Source organism: Pseudomonas sp. PDM32, assembly GCF_019219225.1.
GTDB lineage: Bacteria > Pseudomonadota > Gammaproteobacteria > Pseudomonadales > Pseudomonadaceae > Aquipseudomonas > Aquipseudomonas laurylsulfatiphila.
The window spans coordinates 95,880-116,730 of the sequence record NZ_JAHUWE010000016.1; the positions used below are offsets into that span (position 1 = coordinate 95,880).

The following is a 20,851-nucleotide window of genomic DNA, read 5'->3' on the forward strand; positions in this document are numbered from 1 at the left end:
TCCCCCGCAGCCTCAAGGCGCGGATTTACAACCCTCCGACCGGAGGGTTTTTTTTGCCTGTTACTTTCGCGCCTTGAGGATCACGAATTTCGGATTGGCTGCCACTTGCTCGACGCCACGGAACAAACGCGCCAGCTTGCTGTGGTAACCCAGGTGACGATTGCCGACGATGTACAGCGCGCCGCCCACAACCAGCGCCTCGCGCGCTTGCTGGAACATCCGCCAGGCCAGGAAGTCGCCCACGACCTGTTGCTGGTGAAACGGCGGATTGCACAGCACCACGTCAAGCGATTGCGGTTCCTGGCCGGCCAGGCCATCGCCGGCACGTACGATCACTTCCCGTTCACCCAACGCTGCGTGCCAGTTTTCGGCGGCCGACTGCACGGCCATGAATGATTCGTCCACCAGCGTGTAGTGGGCCTCGGGGTTTTGCAGGGCGCTGGCGATGGCCAGGACACCGTTGCCGCAACCGAGATCGGCGACCCGCGCCGAGCCAAGGTTTTTCGGCAGGTGTGGCAAAAACGCCCGGGTGCCGATGTCCAGGCCTTCGCGGCAAAACACGTTGGCGTGGTTGAGCAGTTCGATAGTCGGTTCGTCGAGTCTGTACCGCGTCGGGTAAGGCGACACAACCGGGGTTTTGTCTTCTGCCGTGGCAATCAATAACCGCGCCTTCTTCACCGCCAGCGAGGCTTGTACGGGGCCGATGTAGCGCTCCAGCAAGTCGCCCGCCGCCCGGGGCAGGTGCTTGATCATGGCCGCGGCGATCACTTGGGCGCCAGGTGCCAGTTGCCCTTGCAGACGGATCAGTTGCTCTTCCAGCAATGCCAGGGTTTTCGGTACGCGGATCAGTACGCAGTCGAATGGCCCGACAGGTGCCTCGCTGGCGGGGACGCTCGGTACCGCATCAAACGCCAGGCCGTTGCGCACCAGGTTCTTTTCCAGGCCCTGCAAGGCCAGGAACGAATCACCGCTGCTGACCACCCGCACCTTGCCCGCCAGGCTGGCCGCCAACGCGCCGAAACTGTCGTTGAGCACCAATACCCGCATCTCGGCCGTTGGCTGCTGCTCGGCAAGATAATTGAGCAGGTATTCATCAGCCGCATCGAAAGCTTGCAACGGTTCATTCTGCTGTTCTGGCTGGCGGATCAGGTCGAGGCTGGCGAAGGGTGTTTCGAGCAAAGGCATGGGGCGGGGCTCTGGGTAATCAACGGTTGTCCCGCTGCCCTGAGGCGTTGGCGCGGGCGGAGCCGTCCGAGTGTACTGCGTCGTGAAGGTCTACACGCCATCACTCAGGAGGGACCGCAAATGGTACGTTTTTTTTGATCGGATTACCCGCAGGTTTTCCCGCTGTCGGGCGCTTTCAGATGGCTCCGGAGCGGTTCGCGGCCATGACTGCCGCCATCTTGTTGTTGACGCCGAGCTTTTCGATAGCCCTGTGCACATGAAAGTTGATCGTGCGTTCACTCAAGTTGAGGATCCTGGCAATTTCATAAGCCGTCTTGCCATCGGCCGACAGTTTCAATACTTCGATTTCCCGCCGTGACAAGGAGGGGGCGTTAGTATGAACCGGTTTTTTTGGTTGCATCCCGATCGCCAGGGCGTGCAGGTGGCGACTGATGAACACCGAGAATCCAAGATTTTCGTACAGCTCATAGGCTGAAATCGGGCAATGGCTTCGGGCTAGGCTGAGAATGCTGCGCAGGCCGCTTTCTTCATCGTGGATTGCTTGCGACCAGCCATGGGCCAAGCCTTGCTGTTGCAGCAGTTGCCATAACCACGGGGTTGCGCAGAAGAGCTCTTTGCTCCAGAGCACGGGTAGCATGGAGTGATTGCAATAGGCCGCTACGGGGTCAATCTCTCTGGCGTTGCTTTGTTCATACTGTGTGTTCCAGTCGTGTGGATAGTTGTTCAGGTTGACGGGGCAGCAATCAGTGCGACTGTTCGCTGAAATGGTTGAAAAGGCACAAAATTTATATCCAAGGTTCCTGACGAAATTCAGTGATATTCGATAGGCCGTATTAATGTCCTGTGTTTGAGAAAGCAGTTGAAGCTGTGACTCCTTCCAGATTTCCATATACGGGGTCTCCAACAGTATGTTTCCGGAGGGTGCTTGTTTTGGATCCGAGATCCGGCACGTGACGGAGTGTAGGACATATCCGACAATTGTAGTTCGACGATTTTGCTCTTTTAACGGCTGAAAAAGTGTGTGCCAGGTTCTTAAACCGTGTGTTAAATATTAAATGCCATTTGTCATTTTATATTGTCTGGTGTTTCTCATATCGAATAATCAATAAGTTGCACACTCAATAACACTACAAAATGTCTGTGTTTATGCTGCCGTCTTTGCGGGACACTGAGGTATCTATTGATTGGAGCCTTCCATGTCCGTCAGCGAAGAAAAATTTACCCGTCAGACCTTGCTCGAGGTTCATCCGTTGACCCCGAACCTGTTTACCCTGCGTGCCACACGGGATGCGGGGTTTCGTTTTCGGGCGGGGCAGTTTGCCCGGTTGGGCGTCACCAGGGCTGATGGCAGCACGGTATGGCGCGCCTACTCGATGGTGTCCTCACCCTTTGACGAGTTCCTCGAGTTCTTTTCCATTGTCGTGCCGGGTGGTGAGTTCACCAGCGAGCTCAGCCGGCTGGTCGTTGGCGACAAATTGCTGGTCGACCGCCAGGCCTTTGGTTACCTGACGCTGGACCGTTTTGTCGATGGGCGCGATCTATGGCTGTTATCCACCGGAACCGGCGTGGCGCCGTTCCTGTCGATACTGCAGGACTTTGAAGTCTGGGAGCGATTCGAGCGGATCATCCTGGTGTATAGCGTTCGTGAAGCCCGGGAACTGGCTTATCAGGAACTGATCGCGGGGCTGACGCAACGTGACTATCTGGCCGAGTACGCACACAAACTGCAATTCATCACCACGGTCACTCGTGAACAGCATCCGGGCTCATTGAACGGGCGGATCACCACACTGATTGACAGTGGCGAACTGGAGCGCGCCGCAGGTGTTGCGCTGACGCCTGAACACTCACGGGTCATGCTGTGCGGCAATCCGCAGATGATCGATGACACGCGCAAGCTGCTTAAACAGCGGGACATGCACTTGAGCCTCAGCCGGCGACCCGGTCAGGTGGCGGTGGAAAACTTCTGGTAAAAAAAACGGCGCCTCGAAGGCGCCGTTTGATGCGGGGGCGGTCAAGGCCGGTTGTTCTGGGCCTTGAGCAAGTCGCGGATCTCTCCCAGCAACTCTTCTTCCTTGGTTGGAACCGGCGGCAGGCTCGGAGCCACGGCCTCTTCGCGCTTCAGGCGGTTGATGGCCTTGACGCCGACGAAGATCGCGAGGGCGACGATGATGAAGTCGATGATGGTCTGGATGAATTTGCCATAAGCCAGCACCACCGCCGGAGTCGCACCCTCTGCTGCCTTGAGCGTTATGGCCAGGTCACTGAAGTCCACACCACCGATCAGCATCCCGATTGGCGGCATGACCAGGTCACCGACAAACGATGTGACGATCTTGCCGAAGGCTGCGCCGATGATGATGCCGACGGCCATGTCGACCACGTTGCCTTTGACCGCGAAGGCCTTGAACTCGTTTAGCACGCCCATAGGTTATTTCCTTGTTACAGATGAGGTTGATGAACGCAGTGTAAATCAGCCAATCGCATTCTGCTCGAATCAACGGTCTGCCGAGCTTGCCAGCAATCGATCCGGGTGGTCATGGAGAACTCGTCGATTGATCTCATTTGTGGGCCGGCCAGCCCTTCTGCGGCGGTTCGCTTACGGCTTTTTTCAGCGATATGACTTCGCTGTGTGAGCGAACCAGGTTGAAGTACCCTCCTTGAGTTGGGATGTTGAAATTGTTCGGGTAATTGTTAAACAAAAAAGTCGGTGTTGAAAATTAATTGCAGTTGCAATGCTGTTAACTGTTTCGTTAGTTTGGGGTTCTCTCTATGTGAGCGTTTTTGAAGTTGTGCATCAGGTGTATAAATGAATAAAGCTTGTATAGGTTTTTAAAGGGGTAGTAAGGCATGTCTCAAGTGTTTGTTGAGTATGTTGGGTAAAAACTTATACAAGGATTTATCGCGGTCTTATTTCAAAAAAGTACGAATAGATTATGGCTATTTGAAATCATCCAGAAGATTGCAAATATCTGGCCGCACTCGCGTGCCTCAGCTGAGCTATCATCGCGTTTTTTTCCGGGAGTTCCGATGGCCAAGGCCAAGCGCATGTACGGCTGCACCGAGTGCGGCTCAACCTTCCCCAAATGGGCCGGGCAGTGCGGTGAATGCGGGGCCTGGAACACGCTCACCGAAACCATGGTGGAAAGCGGCGGGGCAGCCGCCCCCAGCGGTCGTACCGGCTGGGCCGGCCAGCAGGCGCAGATCAAGACGCTGGCTGAAGTCAGTGTCGAAGAAGTTCCGCGCTTCTCCACTGCTTCCAGCGAGCTCGACAGGGTTCTGGGTGGTGGTCTGGTGGATGGCTCGGTGGTGCTGATCGGTGGCGATCCGGGCATCGGCAAGTCGACCATTCTGCTGCAAACGTTGTGCAACCTCGCCAAGAGCATGCCGGCTTTGTACGTCACCGGTGAAGAGTCCCAGCAGCAAGTGGCCATGCGTGCGCGACGCCTGGGGTTGCCTCAGGATCAACTGCGGGTCATGACCGAAACCTGCATCGAAGCCATCATTGCCACGGCCCGCCAGGAAAAGCCCAGGGTGATGGTGATCGACTCGATCCAGACGATCTTTACCGAGCAACTGCAATCGGCACCGGGTGGTGTATCCCAGGTGCGTGAAAGCGCGGCGTTGCTGGTGCGTTATGCCAAGCAGAGCGGTACGGCGATTTTCCTGGTGGGCCATGTCACCAAGGAAGGCGCGCTGGCGGGGCCTCGGGTTCTGGAGCACATGGTCGACACTGTGCTGTATTTCGAAGGTGAGTCCGACGGGCGCCTGCGTTTGCTGCGGGCGGTGAAGAACCGTTTCGGTGCCGTCAATGAACTGGGCGTGTTCGGCATGACCGACAAGGGCCTGAAAGAAGTCTCCAACCCTTCGGCGATTTTTCTGACCCGTGCCCAGGAGGAAGTCCCGGGCAGTGTGGTCATGGCGACGTGGGAAGGCACGCGGCCGATGTTGGTGGAGGTACAGGCGCTGGTGGACGATAGCCATTTGGCCAACCCGCGGCGGGTCACGCTGGGGCTGGATCAAAACCGGCTGGCGATGTTGCTGGCGGTGCTGCACCGTCATGGTGGCATTCCGACCCACGATCAGGACGTGTTTCTCAACGTGGTCGGCGGGGTCAAGGTGCTCGAAACGGCGTCCGACCTGGCATTGATGGCAGCGGTGATGTCCAGTTTACGCAACCGGCCGCTGCCTCACGATCTGCTGGTGTTCGGCGAAGTGGGGCTTTCCGGTGAGGTGCGACCTGTGCCGAGCGGTCAGGAGCGTTTGAAAGAGGCTGCCAAGCACGGCTTCAAGCGGGCCATCGTGCCTAAGGGCAATGCGCCGAAGGAGGCGCCACCGGGGTTGCAGATTATTGCCGTAACCCGTCTGGAACAGGCCCTCGACGCACTCTTCGAATAACGCCTGTCTCCCTGTGTAGGAGCTGCCGAAGGCTGCGATCTTTTGATCTTGCATTTTCAAGATCAAAAGATCGCAGCCTTCGGCAGCTCCTACAGGGAGGTGCGTTCAAATTTCGATCAGTGCACCCAACTCTCGCTCGAGTTCGACCTCGTCGGCCAGGTTGAGCTCGATCAGTCGCCGCAACCGTTCTATGGATTCCAGGCCGATGTGCAGGCAGACAAAGCCGAGTTGGCCATGGTCATCGTGGGCCAGTTGCGCATCCATGATGATGTCGACGTCTTCGCTCAGATGAATGTCGACCAGAAAATCCTGCTGCGGATTGCCCAACCACGGATCGGGTCGCTCGATCAGCACCCCCTTGAGCGATAGATCAATCAACTGCACCGGCCAGGTGAACTCACCCTGACTCAAGTCAGTTCGGGCATCGAACGCAATACGTTTGAAGCGGCGACGGTCGGCAGGGTGCTCGCTCATGGCACGGTCCTCGTAGATGTACGCTGACTATAGACCTGCATTCTTCAAGGCTGCCAGCGCTGGCCGGTGTCCAGACCTATGTCGGGGTATGGTCTTTGCCGTCAGGAGCGCTAAACTCGGGGTGGCTGTCTTTCTTGTCCACTCTGGCTGGAATAATAAAATGAAAAATAATAATAGCCCGCTACGCCATCTGCCCTGGCTGGTGCTGGCAATCGTAGGTGCGTGCGCCCTGGGTGTCGTGGCATTGCGTCGAGGCGAGGCAATCAATGCCTTGTGGATCGTGGTCGCTGCCGTCGCCATCTATCTGGTCGCCTACCGTTACTACAGTCTGTTCATCGCCAACAGTGTCATGCAACTCGATGCGCGACGGGCCACTCCCGCCGTGATCAACAATGACGGTCTGGATTACGTTCCGACCAATAAACACATCCTCTTCGGTCACCACTTCGCCGCCATCGCTGGCGCGGGGCCGTTGGTCGGCCCGGTGCTGGCCGCGCAGATGGGCTACCTGCCCGGCACGCTGTGGCTGATCGCCGGCGTGGTGCTGGCCGGTTCGGTGCAGGACTTCATGGTCCTGTTCATGTCCACCCGCCGCAACGGCCGCTCCCTGGGCGACATGGTCCGTGAGGAAATGGGCCGCATCCCCGGCACCATCGCGCTGTTCGGTTGCTTCCTGATCATGATCATCATCCTCGCGGTGCTGGCGCTGATCGTGGTGAAAGCCTTGGCCGAGAGCCCGTGGGGGATTTTCACGGTGATGGCGACCATCCCGATCGCGATGTTCATGGGCATCTACATGCGCTACATCCGCCCGGGCCGCATCGGCGAGATCTCGGTGATCGGCGTGCTGTTGCTGCTCGGCTCGATCTGGCTCGGCGGGCAGATTGCCGCGGATCCGGTGTGGGCCAAGGCGTTCAGCTTTACTGGCGTAGAAATCACCTGGATGCTGATCGGTTACGGTTTTGTCGCGGCGGTGTTGCCGGTGTGGCTGATCCTGGCACCCCGTGACTACCTGTCGACCTTCCTGAAAATCGGCACCATCGTCGCCCTGGCCATCGGCATCCTGGTGACCATGCCCGAGCTGAAAATGCCGGCCCTGACCCAGTTCATCGACGGCTCCGGCCCGGTCTGGAAGGGCGGTCTGTTCCCGTTCCTGTTCATCACCATCGCCTGTGGCGCGGTGTCGGGTTTCCATGCGCTGATCTCTTCCGGGACCACACCGAAACTGCTGGATAACGAAACCAATGCCCGCTACATCGGTTACGGCGGCATGCTGATGGAATCCTTCGTGGCCATCATGGCCATGGTCGCCGCGTCGGTGATCGAGCCGGGTGTGTACTTCGCCATGAACAGCCCGGCGGCCGTGGTCGGTGGTGATGTGGTGGCCGTTGCGACAGCCGTCAGTAACTGGGGCTTCGCCATTACCCCGGAAGCCTTGCAGGCAGTGGCCCATGACATCGGGGAAACCACCATCCTGGCCCGTGCCGGTGGTGCGCCGACCCTGGCGGTGGGGATCGCACAGATCCTGCACAGTGTTCTGCCGGGCGAGAACACCATGGCGTTCTGGTACCACTTCGCGATCCTGTTCGAAGCGCTGTTCATCCTGACCGCAGTCGACGCCGGTACCCGTGCCGGGCGCTTCATGCTTCAGGATTTGCTCGGCTCGTTCGTGCCGGCCCTGCGCCGCACCGAATCCTGGACCGCCAACCTGATCGCCACCGCCGGTTGCGTGGCCATGTGGGGTTATCTGCTGTACCAGGGCGTGATCGACCCGCTGGGCGGCATCAACACCTTGTGGCCGCTGTTCGGTATCTCCAACCAGATGCTGGCCGGTATCGCGCTGATGCTCGGCACCGTCGTGCTGATCAAGATGAAACGCCAGCGCTACATTTGGGTGACCCTGGTGCCAGCCATGTGGTTGCTGATCTGCACCACCACCGCCGGCTTCATCAAGCTGTTCGACGCCAACCCGGCGATCGGCTTCCTCGCTCTGGCGAAAAAATACAGCGATGCCTTGGCTAGCGGCCAGATCCTCGCCCCGGCCAAGGACATCACGCAGATGCAGCACGTAATTTTCAACGCCTACACCAACGCCACGCTGACCGCGCTGTTCCTGTTCGTGGTGTTCAGCATCCTGTTCTATGCGCTCAAGATCGGTATTTCCGCCTGGGGCAGCAAAGAGCGTACGGATAAAGAAGCGCCATTCCAGGCTCTGCCGGAAGCGTGATCGAGGATTTGCATCATGTTCAATGACCTGAGTCGCCTCGGTAAATACCTCGGTCAGGCCGCGCGCCTGATGGTCGGCATGCCCGACTACGACAACTACGTCGAGCACATGCAGACCAGGCACCCGGACAAACCGGTGATGAGCTACGAGATGTTCTTCCGCGAACGTCAGGAAGCCCGTTACGGTGGCAAGGGCGGGCCGAAGTGCTGTTGATCTTGTGGGAGCGAGCTTGCTCGCGATGGACGTCAACGATAACGCGTGCTGTCTGAATGCTCGCGTTATCCTTGCGTTCATCGCGAGCAAGCTCGCTCCTACAGTTGTTTTTGCGTTTCCATTTCCAAGGAGAACCCGTTTGTCCTCCCCCATCCCGGTCACGATCCTCAGCGGCTTCCTCGGCGCCGGCAAGACCACCCTGTTGCGTCACCTGCTCAAGGCCGAGCACGGCCTGAAAATCGCCGTGATCGAGAATGAATTCAGCGACGCCGGAATCGATACGCAGTTGTTGGGCGATGAGCCGGTACAAGTAATGACGCTCTCCAACGGCTGCGTCTGCTGCACCATCCATACCGACCTGACCAAAGCGCTTTATCTGTTGCTCGAACGTCTGGACCAGGGCGATATCGCCTTCGACCGCCTGGTGATCGAATGCACCGGCCTGGCCGACCCGGCACCCGTGGCGCAAACCTTCTTCATCGATGAAGAACTGCGCGAGCGCTACATCCTCGACGGCATCATCACGCTGGTCGACGCGGCACATGCCGACTCGCACCTGACCCAGACCATCGCCCAGGCGCAGATCGGTTTCGCCGACCGCTTGCTGGTGAGCAAGCGCGATCTGGTAGACGAGCCGACCTTCAGCGCGTTGAGCGAGCGCCTGACCCGCATCAACCGTCGCGCCCCGATCCGCGTGGTCGACCACGGCAAGATCGACCTGGCCGAATTGCTTGACGTGCGCGGTTTCAATCTCAACGCCGACCTCGGTGGCGGTGTGAGTTTGCGACCGGTCAGCCAGGCACCGTCCATTGATCGCATTTCCAGCCTGGTCCTGCGCACTGAAAAGCCGCTGGATATCGACAAGCTCAGCGAGTTCATGAACGAACTGCTGGAGGCGCATGGCAAGCAGTTACTGCGGTACAAAGGCGTATTGAGCATCCTCGGTGAACCACGGCGCATGGTGTTTCAGGGGGTACTGAAGCTTTATGGGTTCGACTGGGACACCGAGTGGGCTGAAGACGAATTGCGTGAGAGCGTGATCGTGTTCATTGCTGACGATTTGCCGGAAGAGAAAATTCGTGAGGGGTTTGCACGGGTGGCGGCGGACTGAGGTTTTTATGGCGTCTTTGAGGACGCCATCGCGGGCAAGCCCGGCTCCCACAGGTTTCTGGTTGAACAGCTCATCCTCGAACACTGTGGGAGAGGGCTTGCCCGCGATGCAATCTAGCCGGCAACACAATGTTCACGGGTTGTATTGAGCAGTGTCTGTTCCAGATGATCCAGATGCCGGTTAATCAGCATGGTCGCTGTCGCAGTATTTCCACATTCAACAGCATCAACAATCGCCAAATGATCCTGCCAGGCACAACAACTGTGCATCTGCTCCTCACACTGCGCAATCGCCAACGAAGTCAATGGCACAAGGCTCTCAAGAAAATGCGCTAGCGGCGCATTTCCCGCCATTTTTGCCAACTGCAAATGAAACTCGCCCGACAAACGAATCGCCCGGCCACGCTCGGCGCATTGACGCTCTTTTTCGACCAGTGTCCGCAGGCGCTTCAAGTCTTGCGCGCACGCTCGCTGAGCCGCCAGGCGCAATAGCATGATCTCGGCCAGTCGCCGGGCATGCAGTGTCTGCCGGGTCTGCTCGGCATCGGGCTCGGTGACGCGGGGACGATGGTTGGCGCGAAGGAGGATGATGTGCTGATGGGACAGGCGCATCAGCACCTCACGCATGTCGCTGCGCCTTGCACCGAACATCAGTGCAAGGCTTTCTTCCGTAAAGCGACTGGCCGAATGGATGCGCTGTTCGAAAATGGCCTCGAGGACCCGCGAATACAGATCATCCACTGAAGGGCGGACGGGCAGGGTGGCGAGTGTTTGTGGCGAGGCGAAGCTGTTCATGGCCGATCTCCAGTTCGAAGAGGTTTCAACTGCCGAGGTTGTCTTCCGGGATGTTCAGTTCGATACCCATGCGTTGGCCTTCGCGCAGAATGTGCCGGCGCATCTCGGCGCTGGCCTGGGCGCTGTTCTTGCTGCGGATGGCCCGCACCACGGCTTCGTTTTCTTCAAGTCGCTCGGCCAGATGCTCCGGTGAGTTGCGCAACACTTCGGCGCTTTGCTTGAGGGCATTGCTGGTTTGCTGCACCACGCTCTGGAAGATCGGGTTCGACGTCAGCGTGAACAGTTCTTCGTGGAACGCAATGTAGGCGTTTACGCCCGCTTCACTGTCATTGGCCTCCAGGGCTTCGCGCATGTCCATCAGGGTCAGGCGCAGTTGCCCGACCTCCTTGCTGCTGATGGACTGCGCGACGAGGCCGACGATGAATGGCTCAAGGGTGTAGCGCAGTTGCAGCACGTCTTCCAGGCTCGCTGCGGCCACCGCGTTGTCATGCGCCTGGTTGTCGGCGAGATTGGCTTCGAGCACCACCACGCCTTTGCCCGGCATCGAGCGCACCAGTCCGAGGGTTTCCAGAACGATGACGGCTTCACGCAGGCTCGGACGGCTGATACCCAGTTGTTCGGCCAGTTCACGTTGCCCCGGCAGCATTTCGCCGGAGCGCCACTGACCTCGAGCCAAAGCGGCCCGAAGTTTTTCTACCACTGAGTTGACGACGGTTGATGAGGTAATCACTTGTTCGCTCCATGAGCCGTGCCCGCGGTCGGCAGGCACGGCGGTCATTCAGAATTCTTTGGCTGCCGCTTGAGCAACCGGTTTTCTCGGCTGAAAGGTGTAACCGGCCTGACCGGAAAGTACCTTGTTCGCCCGCTGCACATCGATGTCCTTTTCCCACCGCGCGATGGCCACGGTCGCCACACAGTTGCCAATCAGGTTGGTCAGCGCCCGACCGATGCCCATGAACCAGTCCACGGCCAGCACCAGTACCAGACCCACCACCGGAATTGCCGGAATGGCTGTCAGGGTGGCCGCCAGAATCACCAGCGCCGAGCCGGGAATACCGTGGGCGCCTTTGGATGTGATCAGCGACACCAGCAGAATGGTCAGCAGGTCAGTCATGGCCAGCGGCGTGCCGGTGGCGTTGGCGATGAACACGATGGCCAGGGTCAGGTAGATCGAGAAGCCGTCGAGGTTGAACGAGTAACCCGTTGGAATCACCAACCCGACCGTCGAACTGCCGATGCCCAGGTGTTCAAGCTTGCGCATGATTTGTGGCAGCACCGCGTCGGACGAAGCGGTGCCCATGACGATCAGCAGTTCTTCGCGCAGGTACTTGAGCAACGGCCACATCTTCAAGCCGGAAAGGCGCATCACCAGGCCGAGAATCAGGGCCACGAATGCAACACAGGTCAGGTAGAAGAGGCCGACCAGGCTGCCCAGGTGCTGCAGCGAGTCCAGGCCATATTTGCTGGTGGTGAAGGCGATCGCACCGAATACACCGATCGGTGCCAGTCGCACGATCATGCCCATGATGCGGAAGATCACGTGGCTGAGCTCATTGATCAGCCGCGAAATACCCGATGCCGCCTCGCCCACCAGATTCAGTGCACTGCCGAACAACACAGAAAACAGCAGGACTTGCAGGATATTGTTATCGGCAAAGGCACCGATCACCGAAGTCGGAATCAGGTCCATCAAGAACTGGGTAGTGGTGTGCATGTGCTGACTGCGCTGGGCAATATCGCCCATGTCGGCTGCGGAAAGCTGCTCCAGGTGAATGTTCGCGCCGCTGCCGATACCGGTGCTGAAGGCGAACACCAGGCCAATCACCAAGGCGATGGTGGTCAGCACTTCGAAGTAGATCACCGATTTCAGACCGATGCGCCCGACCTTTTTCAGGTCGCCGGCACCGCTGATGCCGCTGACCACCACGCAGAACACGATCAAGCCGATGAGCATCTTGATCAGCTTGATGAAGCCGTCGCCGAGGGGTTTGAGTTGGGCGGAGTATTCGGGAAGGGTCAGACCGCAGACGATGCCGAGCACCAGTCCGAGAACCACTTGAAGGAAGATTGAACGCGAGCACCATCTGAGCATGGGAGGAATCCTGGTCGGTGTCCTGGCTGCGGTGTGCGGGGCACATCAGATTCAGGACTTAATTATTGTGGTCTTACCGGTATGTCCAGTGCGGGTGCAGTTTAGGCGCTGATTTTGATGGGTCGCAAGCGAAATTTACAAAATTGGCATGACCGGTCATACCAGTTGGGCGGAATGCACGGTCTTGAGCGGTGCGGGAAAAATCGGATGCCGATTTTTTTGAGAATATGGGTGAGGCTGCCCCGAGAGGCAGCCTGCGGGCGACGTTATGTAAGCCGCTTTTGATGGTGTTTGTTCGAGCGTTATTGTGGGTAAAATCAGGTTCGAGGTGCTTTTCTTTCAAGGATAGTCAGGATGAAAGTAATTTTTGAGCGCTCTTCAGTTTTTCCAAGATAAACATAGGGCGAGCCATTTACTTTAAGTCCGCCCATGTAATGTTTGTCTTCTATTTTTAGTGAGATTTGTGAGTGAGTCGCCGGTAAATTATCCAGTGTAACCACTGCGCCTTGATGATTGAGAAGTGTAAAGGCTGTTGGTTCGTCAGTGTCTGAATCCATGGCTTCAAAGGTATCAATCCAGTTCTCGCTGATGATCCGATTATAATAATCACCCTTGTTTTTTATTGTAAGTATGTACCCGTCAGCGGTATGCAGAAAGTGCAGTTTCAAACTTGTCACTTCACCGATCTGCTCGTTGGGGCGTATTCCGAGCAGGTGGGAGTGGTCCTGAGGCTGCGGTCTGCCGATGAAAGAGCCTCCGCTGAACAGTCTGATGGTGGCCATCGCCGGTTTGCCGTGGAGCAGTTCAAGAACATTCACCTTATGGTCAAACATTCGCAGTATTGCGATGAAAGATTTTTCAATATTGCCATTCATGATGTAACCCATTCGTTATTGGTTGATGATTGAAGCGGGTTTTAGAATAAGCAGTTTTTGTTGGTTGAGGGTGCCGTGTGTGTTGCAAGGGTTTAAGTTTGCAAGTGGCAGGGTGTAATTTTTTTTTGCCTGGGTGTTGTGGTGCTGTTAGTTGGTTGTCTTGCGGGTATGAGTCGCTAATTAAACTCCAGGCAATAAAAAACCGGCCATCTCTGGCCGGTTTTCATTACTGCAGTTTAGCGGGGCTGATTAAGCGCCGTACACCGGCAGCTTCTTGCAGATGGCCTTGACCTTCTCACGAACGGCATCGATCACCGCTTCGTTGTTCAGGTCAGCCAGGATGTCGCAGATCCAGCCGGCCAGTTCCTTGCACTCTGCTTCCTTGAAGCCACGAGTGGTCACGGCCGGAGTGCCGAAGCGCAGGCCGGAGGTGACGAACGGGGAGCGTGGATCGTTTGGTACGGAGTTCTTGTTCACGGTGATGAACGCTTTGCCCAGAGCGGCGTCGGCGTCTTTACCGGAGATTTCCTGCTTGATCAGCGACAGCAGGAACAGGTGGTTCTGAGTACCGCCGGAAACCACGTCGAAACCGCGCTCGATGAATACGCTGGCCATGGCCTGGGCGTTTTTCACCACTTGTTGCTGGTAAGCCTTGAACTCAGGCTGCAGCGCTTCCTTGAAGCAGATCGCCTTGGCTGCGATCACGTGCTCCAGCGGGCCGCCCTGGGCGCCCGGGAATACTGCGGAGTTCAGCTTCTTCTCGATGTCGGCGTTGGCGCGAGCCAGGATCAGGCCACCACGTGGACCGCGCAGGGTCTTGTGGGTGGTGGTGGTCACGACGTCAGCGAATGGAACCGGGTTCGGGTAGACGCCAGCGGCGACCAGACCGGCCACGTGGGCCATGTCGACGAACAGGTACGCGCCAACCTTGTCGGCGATTGCACGGAAACGCGGGAAGTCGAGGATCTGCGAGTAGGCAGAGAAACCGGCCACGATCATTTTCGGCTTGTGCTCAACGGCCAGGCGCTCGACTTCGTCGTAGTCGATCAGGCCATTGGCGTCGATGCCGTACTGGATGGCGTTGTACAGCTTGCCCGAGGACGAAACGCTGGCACCGTGGGTCAGGTGACCACCGTGGGCCAGGCTCATGCCCAGGATGGTGTCGCCAGCAGACAGCAGGGCCAGGTAAACGGCGCTGTTGGCTTGCGAACCGGCGTGCGGCTGAACGTTGGCGTAGTCGGCGCCGAACAGCTCTTTGGCACGGTCGATAGCCAGCTGCTCGACGATATCTACGTACTCGCAACCACCGTAGTAGCGCTTGCCCGGATAACCTTCGGCGTACTTGTTGGTCAGTACCGAGCCTTGAGCTTCCATCACCGCAGGGCTGGTGTAGTTTTCCGAAGCGATCAGCTCAATGTGCTCTTCCTGGCGCTGAGCTTCTTGCTCCATGGCGGCAAAGAGATCTGCGTCGTACTTGGCAATAGTCAAATCACGGCTGAACATGGCGGTCCTCAGGGATCGGGGGCGGAAAAGGGGGGCATTCTAACCCAATGGGTTTTAGATGGCATATGAAACGGCATCATGTCGCAGACAAGTGGCGTTCATGACCTCAAGGTCAAAAAGATCGCAGCCTTCGGCAGCTCCTACATTGAGTTTCAGTCAAACATGAACAGCGCATCATTGCTGAACTGCCCTTCGAACCGCCCCGCCGGCATCGGCCGGCCGAACAGATAACCCTGCACCTCATCGCAGCCGTGCTCGCGCAGGAAGTCGAGCTGTTCATGGGTCTCGACACCCTCGGCGATCACCGCCAGGTTAAGGCTGTGGGCCATGGCGATGATCGCCCGGGCGATCTGCGCATCCTGTTCGCCCGACGGCAATCCGTCGACGAAGGTACGGTCGATTTTCAGTACGTCGATCGGGAACTGCTTGAGGTAGTTGAGCGATGAGTAACCGGTGCCGAAATCGTCGACTGCAATGCTCAGGCCGAGGTTCTTCAGGCCGTCGAGGATCTGCATCGCTTCGCTGACTTCGCGCATCAGGATACTTTCGGTGAGTTCCAGTTCCAGGCACGCCGGCGGCAGGCCGGTTTCCTTGAGGATGGTGGCGATTCGCGTACCGAGCTGGCCGTCGGAGAACTGCCGCGCGGAGATGTTCACCGACACCTTCGGCACCCGTACCCTGGCCTGATGCCAGGCCTTGAGTTGGCGGCAGGCTTCGCTGATCACCCAGTCGCCGACATCCACCACCAGCCCGAGCTCTTCGAGCACCGGAATGAAATCCCCCGGCGGCACCAGCCCGCGGCGGGGATGACGCCAGCGCAACAGCGCCTCGGCACCGGTCAGGCGCTTGCCGTCGCCGCTGAACTGCGGCTGGTAATACAGCACGAATTCGTTCTGTTCCAGGGCATGGCGCAAATCGCTTTCCAGTTCCAGTCGCTCCAGGGCGCTGGCGTTCATGTCCGCCTGATAGAACTGGAAGTTGTTCTTGCCGCGCTCCTTGGCGTGGTACATCGCGGTGTCGGCGTTCTTCATCAACTGGCTGAGTTCGTTGCCGTCCTGTGGACTCAGGGCGATGCCGATACTGGCCGTGACGAAGAACTCGCGGCCCTCGAGCACGAAGGGTTTCACCAGGCTGGCGAGAATCTGTTCGGCCACGTGAATGGCCCGGTTCAGGGCGATCTCCCGGTTGGCTCGCGGTTGCAGGAGCAAGGTGAATTCGTCACCGCCCATGCGCGCCACCGTGTCGTCATCGTCTACGCAACCGAGCAGGCGCGTGGCCATCTCCTTGAGCATGCGGTCGCCGGCGGCGTGGCCCAGGGAATCGTTGATCGGCTTGAAGCGATCGAGATCGAGGAACATCAGCACCACCCACGACTTCTGCCGTTCGGCCGATTGCAGTGCCGTGTGCAGACGATCCTGAAACAGCGTGCGGTTGGGCAGGTGGGTCAGGGCGTCGTAGTAGGCGAGGCGATGAATCCGCTGCTCGCTGGCCTTGCGCTCGCTGATGTCGCTGAAGAAACACACATAACTGGCCAGGTCGCCTTCGTCGTCGAGTACGGCGGTAATCCCGACCCAGGCCGGGTAATGCTCGCCGTTGCGGCGCTTGAGCCAGACTTCGCCTTCCCAGGTACTGTGCTGGCCCAATTGCTTGAGCACATAACGCAGGTGGGCTTCCTGCTGATCGTCCACGGTCAGCATGTTCGGCAACTGATCGAGCACCTGCTCCACGGCATAGCCGCTGACACGGCTGAAGGCTTCGTTGGCCTGGACGATGTAGCCGGCCGGATCGGTGATCAGGATCGCCGAGGTCGAGTGCTCGAATACCGTGGCGGCCATGCGCAAATCTTTTTCGGCCCGGCGTTGCTGGCTGATGTCGCGGCCGACGCCTAGTACGCCTTCGAACGTCCCGTGTTCGTCCCAGACCAACACCAGGCGCAGTTCGATGGGGATCTTGCGCCCGTCGGCCCGCAGGCAATCGAACAGGAACAGTTGGGTTTGTACCTGGCTGCGTAACACCGCCAGTTGGTCCGGCTGGTCCAGCGCCTTGCTGACCCGGTCCATCAGGTGGTAGATGCCGGTCAGTTGTTGGGGGTTGGCGATGGTCGATTGCCAGCCGTTCTGGAAAATCCACTCGGCGTCATAGCCCAGCACGGCTTGCACCGAAGGGCTGACGTAGTTGAGGTTAAGGCGGCTGTCAGTGGAGAAAATCACGTCGCTGATGCTTTCGGCGAGCATGCGATAGCGCTGCTCGCTGTCGCGCAGGGATTCGCTGGCTTCGATCTGGTCGGTGATGTCCTTGGCCACGCCGATGATCCGTGTGACCTGATCCTCGTTGTCCCGCGCCAGTGCCTGCTCGCGAATCTCGAAGCGTCGCCACAGGCCGTCCCGATGGCGGAAACGCAACTGACACTGCATCAACTGGCGATAACCGGCCTGGCGCTGGACCTGGCGGGAGCGGTGGTAATAGTCGGCGTCTTCGGGGTGCAGGAGGATTTCCCAGAAGTATTCGCCCATCTGGTGCAGTTCGGTGCGGTTGTAACCCAGCGTCTGGCCCAGATGGTGGTTGCTGTAGATCATGCGCTGGCTGATCACATCCTGCACATACAGATGGTCCGGTACGGTGCGCACCACGTCCGACCAAAACCCTTCGCGCTCTTGCAACGACAACTCGATGAGCTTGCGGCTGGTGATGTCGGTGATGCTCAAAATCACCGATTTATAATCGTCCTGGGTTTGCGGCAGGCGCAGTACCAGCCACAGGTGTTGGTCGCGACCGCCGGCATCCTGCAATTTGATTTCCAGCTCAAGCTGTTGCTGCTGATTGAGCACTGCATCGAGCACCTTGTTGCCGATGGCGGTGCCGTCCAGCGGATGGCCGTCGATCAGCAGCTTCCAGGCTTTATTGGCGTTATCGACATTGAGCAACTGCAGTGCGACCTGGTTGACCTCGGTGATCCGCAGTTCCTGCACCAGTTGTCGGCGTTTTTCCGGGATCGCCAGCCACGCTTGCAGTTGTTCGCTGTCCTGCAGGTGTGCCTTGTCGAAAAAGCTCTTCAGCCCGGACATGTCGAGGACACACAAGGCCACACCGGTGCCTTCGAAAATGTCCTGATAACGCCGGCGGCCTTCATTCAATTGGCGTTGACGCCGGCGCATGTTCAGCAAAGCGATGAACGGCAGCATGGAAAACGCCAGGCCCAGCAGGCATTTGCCGATGAACGCCGGCAGCAGTTCTTCCAGTACGCGCTGACGGTCAAATAAGCCGCGCAATTGCCAATCGCTGCTGCTCAGCGGAACCGTCAGCACACTGTTGGCGACATCGTCCTCGGTCAGCGTGCCCGGATTGACCGAGGGCAGCCCTTCGTCACGGCTGATGATCTGATGATTGATGCGGTTTTCCACCAGCCACAACGGACGGCTGCCGGTCTCGCTTTGCTTGGTCAAGGACGCAAAGAAGGTTGGTGTCAGGCGCAAGGCCCAGTAGCCCCGGGAGCTGCCGCTGGCCTGATGCAACAATAAATGCACCATAGAACCATCGGTGGCGTTGCTGAAGTAGTGCGCCTGAGCGTGGCTGCGGCGTACCAGTTCACCCAGGTAGTCGCTGTCTTCGCTGTCGGGAGCGCTGTCACTGATGACTTTCCCCGAGGGGCTGAGCAAGGCCAGGCTGCGCAGTTCCGGCAGCGACTGTTGCAGCTTGCGCAGCAGGGCCTGCAGTTCATCGGCATCCTGCGGTTGCTCGACGATGGGCAACAGGTTGAGGGCGATCTGCGCGTTGAGTGCCATGTTCAGGCTGACCTGAGCGGCCAGATCGGCGGTGTAGTCGATGGTGTATTGACGCTGGTTTTTCTGGGTTTCGCGCAACTGATCGAACAACTGCCAGAACAGCAATGCCAGCAACAACAACGCAAGTGTCGCCAAGGTGCCCTTCAAGGTTCCGCGCAGGGGGGAGCCGGGCGCTGTGGTCGGCGCACTGGAAGTCAAGGGCGGAGGGACATTGGACAAGCTGTAATCCTGCGGTTTGGCTGGACTGGCGCGACGTGCACTATAAGCCGGACGCCCGAAGGGCGGCTAGCATGCCTTGAGTTGTGGCGAAGTGCCAGCCCCAGCCCGTCGGCTGGACTGCCATCGGTCATTAAGGTAGCTTTGCCGGTTACGCGGGAGCGTTCCAGCTCCTAGACTCAGGCTTTTTCAGCGCGCACGTATTGATAGCCTCAAGCGAGCGACGCGCACGGTCTGGCCGGGCATTGCCTGCGCTCCAATCATTCATCAGTCACTGACCCTAGGTTCTCCATGGCTCAATACGTATTCACCATGCATCGGCTGGGCAAAGTTGTTCCGCCGAAGCGGGAAATCCTGAAAAATATTTCTCTGTCGTTCTTCCCCGGCGCCAAGATCGGTGTACTCGGCCTCAACGGTTCGGGTAAGTCCACGCTGCTGAAAATCATGGCTGGCGTTGACACCGAGTTCGAGGGCGAAGCCCGTCCGATGCCGGAGCTGAACATCGGCTACCTGCCGCAGGAACCACAGCTGGATCCGACCAAGACCGTGCGTGAAGTGGTCGAGGAAGCGGTCAGCGTGATCAAGGACGCCCAGGCGCGTCTGGACGAGGTCTACGCGGCCTACGCCGATCCGGATGCCGACTTCGACAAACTGGCCGCCGAACAGGCCAAGCTCGAAGCCATCCTGCAAGCCAGCGACGGCCACAACCTGGAACGCCAGCTGGAAGTCGCCGCCGATGCGTTGCGTCTGCCGGCCTGGGATGCCAAGGTCGAACACCTGTCCGGTGGTGAAAAGCGTCGTGTGGCTCTGTGCCGTCTGCTGCTGTCCGCACCGGACATGCTGCTGCTCGACGAACCGACCAACCACCTGGACGCCGACTCCGTTGCATGGCTCGAGCATTTCCTGCACGACTTCCCGGGTACTGTGGTTGCGATCACGCACGACCGTTACTTCCTGGACAACGTTGCCGGCTGGATTCTGGAACTCGACCGCGGCGCGGGCATTCCGTACGAGGGCAACTATTCGGGTTGGCTGGAAGCCAAGTCCGATCGTCTGGCTGCAGAATCCAAGCAGCAGTCGGCCCACGAAAAAGCCATGAAGGAAGAACTGGAGTGGGTGCGCAAAGGCGCCAAGGCCCGCCAGTCGAAATCCAAGGCTCGTCTGCAACGCTTCGAAGAAATGCAATCGCAGGAATTCCAGAAGCGCAGCGAAACCAATGAGATCTACATCCCGGCCGGTCCACGCCTGGGCGACAAGGTCATCGAATTCAAGAACGTCACCAAGGGCTACGGCGACCGCGTGCTGATCGACAACCTGTCGTTCTCCATGCCTAAAGGCGCCATTGTTGGCGTGATCGGCGGTAACGGTGCCGGTAAGTCGACCCTGTTCCGCATGCTGATGGGCAAGGAAACGCCGGATTCTGGCAGCATCGAAGTCGGCGAAACCGTGCAACTGGCTTGCGTGGATCAGAGCCGCGAAGACCTCGACGGCAGCAAGACCGTGTTCCAGCAGATTTCCGACGGTTCCGACCAGATCCGCATCGGCAACTACGAGATCCCGTCGCGCACCTACGTCGGTCGCTTCAACTTCAAGGGGGGCGATCAGCAGAAGTTCGTTAAGGACCTGTCCGGTGGTGAGCGTGGTCGCTTGCACCTGGCCCTGACCCTGAAAGAGGGCGGCAACGTCCTGCTGCTCGACGAACCGTCCAACGACCTCGACGTTGAAACCCTGCGTTCCCTGGAGGAAGCCCTGCTGGACTTCCCGGGCGCCGCCATTGTGATCTCCCACGACCGGTGGTTCCTTGACCGCGTCGCGACGCACATCCTGGCGTACGAAGACGACTCGCAAGCCGTGTTCTTCGAAGGCAACTACACCGAGTACGAAGCCGACCGTAAAAAGCGTCTCGGCGAAGCGGCTGCCCAGCCGCATCGTGTACGGCACAAGAAACTGGCCTGATATCGGGTTGGTTGCATAAAGAGCG

General features: G+C 58.6%; 16 protein-coding genes. 6 read left to right on the top strand and 10 right to left on the bottom strand.

The window, feature by feature from the left end; all coding sequences use genetic code 11:
• Positions 1 to 60: 60 nt before the first annotated feature.
• Both KW846_RS26285 and KW846_RS26290 read right to left on the bottom strand, forming a co-directional pair.
• Complete coding sequence (locus KW846_RS26285; RefSeq protein ID WP_218486042.1) at positions 61 to 1,185, bottom strand: methyltransferase; 1,125 nt, start codon at positions 1,183 to 1,185, stop codon at positions 61 to 63.
• Positions 1,186 to 1,360: 175 nt separating this feature from the next.
• Positions 1,361 to 2,074, bottom strand: a complete 714-nt coding sequence (locus KW846_RS26290) for an autoinducer binding domain-containing protein (protein ID WP_218486043.1) — start codon at positions 2,072 to 2,074, stop codon at positions 1,361 to 1,363.
• 307 nt (positions 2,075 to 2,381) lie between these two features.
• On the opposite strand from KW846_RS26290, the gene KW846_RS26295 reads away from it, so the two are divergent.
• On the top strand, positions 2,382 to 3,158 hold the full coding sequence (locus tag KW846_RS26295; protein ID WP_007981041.1) for a ferredoxin--NADP reductase: 777 nt from the start codon (positions 2,382 to 2,384) through the stop codon (positions 3,156 to 3,158).
• Between the two features lie 41 nt (positions 3,159 to 3,199).
• Here KW846_RS26295 and mscL read toward each other — a convergent pair whose 3' ends face one another.
• Positions 3,200 to 3,613: a large-conductance mechanosensitive channel protein MscL gene (mscL, locus tag KW846_RS26300; protein ID WP_007981043.1), complete on the bottom strand. Its 414-nt coding sequence runs from the start codon at positions 3,611 to 3,613 to the stop codon at positions 3,200 to 3,202.
• Positions 3,614 to 4,215: 602 nt separating this feature from the next.
• On the opposite strand from mscL, the gene radA reads away from it, so the two are divergent.
• Positions 4,216 to 5,583: a DNA repair protein RadA gene (gene radA, locus KW846_RS26305; protein ID WP_007981045.1), complete on the top strand. Its 1,368-nt coding sequence runs from the start codon at positions 4,216 to 4,218 to the stop codon at positions 5,581 to 5,583.
• A 105-nt stretch (positions 5,584 to 5,688) separates the two neighbouring features.
• On the opposite strand, the gene KW846_RS26310 is transcribed toward radA, so the two are convergent.
• Positions 5,689 to 6,057 (bottom strand): PilZ domain-containing protein, encoded by a 369-nt coding sequence (locus tag KW846_RS26310; protein WP_218486044.1) that lies wholly within the window; start codon positions 6,055 to 6,057, stop codon positions 5,689 to 5,691.
• Between the two features lie 160 nt (positions 6,058 to 6,217).
• Between KW846_RS26310 and KW846_RS26315 the strand changes: the two genes are divergently transcribed.
• From KW846_RS26315 to yjiA, 3 genes are all read left to right on the top strand, one after another.
• Entirely contained in the window at positions 6,218 to 8,284 is a 2,067-nt protein-coding gene (locus KW846_RS26315) for a carbon starvation CstA family protein (RefSeq protein ID WP_218486045.1), read from the top strand.
• 15 nt (positions 8,285 to 8,299) lie between these two features.
• Positions 8,300 to 8,497 carry a YbdD/YjiX family protein gene (locus KW846_RS26320; protein ID WP_095633526.1) on the top strand — a complete coding sequence of 66 codons (198 nt, stop codon included), beginning with the start codon at positions 8,300 to 8,302 and terminating at the stop codon, positions 8,495 to 8,497.
• Positions 8,498 to 8,636: 139 nt separating this feature from the next.
• A complete protein-coding gene (yjiA, locus tag KW846_RS26325; RefSeq protein WP_218486046.1) occupies positions 8,637 to 9,608 on the top strand; it encodes a GTPase in 972 nt (323 codons plus the stop codon).
• A 113-nt stretch (positions 9,609 to 9,721) separates the two neighbouring features.
• On the opposite strand, the gene KW846_RS26330 is transcribed toward yjiA, so the two are convergent.
• The 6 genes from KW846_RS26330 to KW846_RS26355 form a co-directional block, all read right to left on the bottom strand.
• Entirely contained in the window at positions 9,722 to 10,402 is a 681-nt protein-coding gene (locus KW846_RS26330; protein WP_218486047.1) for a GntR family transcriptional regulator, read from the bottom strand.
• Positions 10,403 to 10,427: 25 nt separating this feature from the next.
• Entirely contained in the window at positions 10,428 to 11,132 is a 705-nt protein-coding gene (locus KW846_RS26335) for a FadR/GntR family transcriptional regulator (protein WP_218486081.1), read from the bottom strand.
• Between the two features lie 48 nt (positions 11,133 to 11,180).
• Positions 11,181 to 12,494 carry a C4-dicarboxylate transporter DctA gene (locus KW846_RS26340; RefSeq protein ID WP_102702058.1) on the bottom strand — a complete coding sequence of 438 codons (1,314 nt, stop codon included), beginning with the start codon at positions 12,492 to 12,494 and terminating at the stop codon, positions 11,181 to 11,183.
• 317 nt (positions 12,495 to 12,811) lie between these two features.
• Positions 12,812 to 13,369: a hypothetical protein gene (locus tag KW846_RS26345; protein ID WP_256356872.1), complete on the bottom strand. Its 558-nt coding sequence runs from the start codon at positions 13,367 to 13,369 to the stop codon at positions 12,812 to 12,814.
• Positions 13,370 to 13,618: 249 nt separating this feature from the next.
• Positions 13,619 to 14,872, bottom strand: a complete 1,254-nt coding sequence (glyA, locus tag KW846_RS26350; RefSeq protein ID WP_007970889.1) for a serine hydroxymethyltransferase — start codon at positions 14,870 to 14,872, stop codon at positions 13,619 to 13,621.
• A 152-nt stretch (positions 14,873 to 15,024) separates the two neighbouring features.
• Positions 15,025 to 18,873, bottom strand: coding sequence for an EAL domain-containing protein (locus KW846_RS26355; RefSeq protein ID WP_218486049.1), 3,849 nt, complete (start codon positions 18,871 to 18,873; stop codon positions 15,025 to 15,027).
• A gap of 288 nt (positions 18,874 to 19,161) precedes the next feature.
• On the opposite strand from KW846_RS26355, the gene ettA reads away from it, so the two are divergent.
• A complete protein-coding gene (gene ettA, locus KW846_RS26360; protein ID WP_007970893.1) occupies positions 19,162 to 20,826 on the top strand; it encodes an energy-dependent translational throttle protein EttA in 1,665 nt (554 codons plus the stop codon).
• Positions 20,827 to 20,851: the final 25 nt, after the last annotated feature.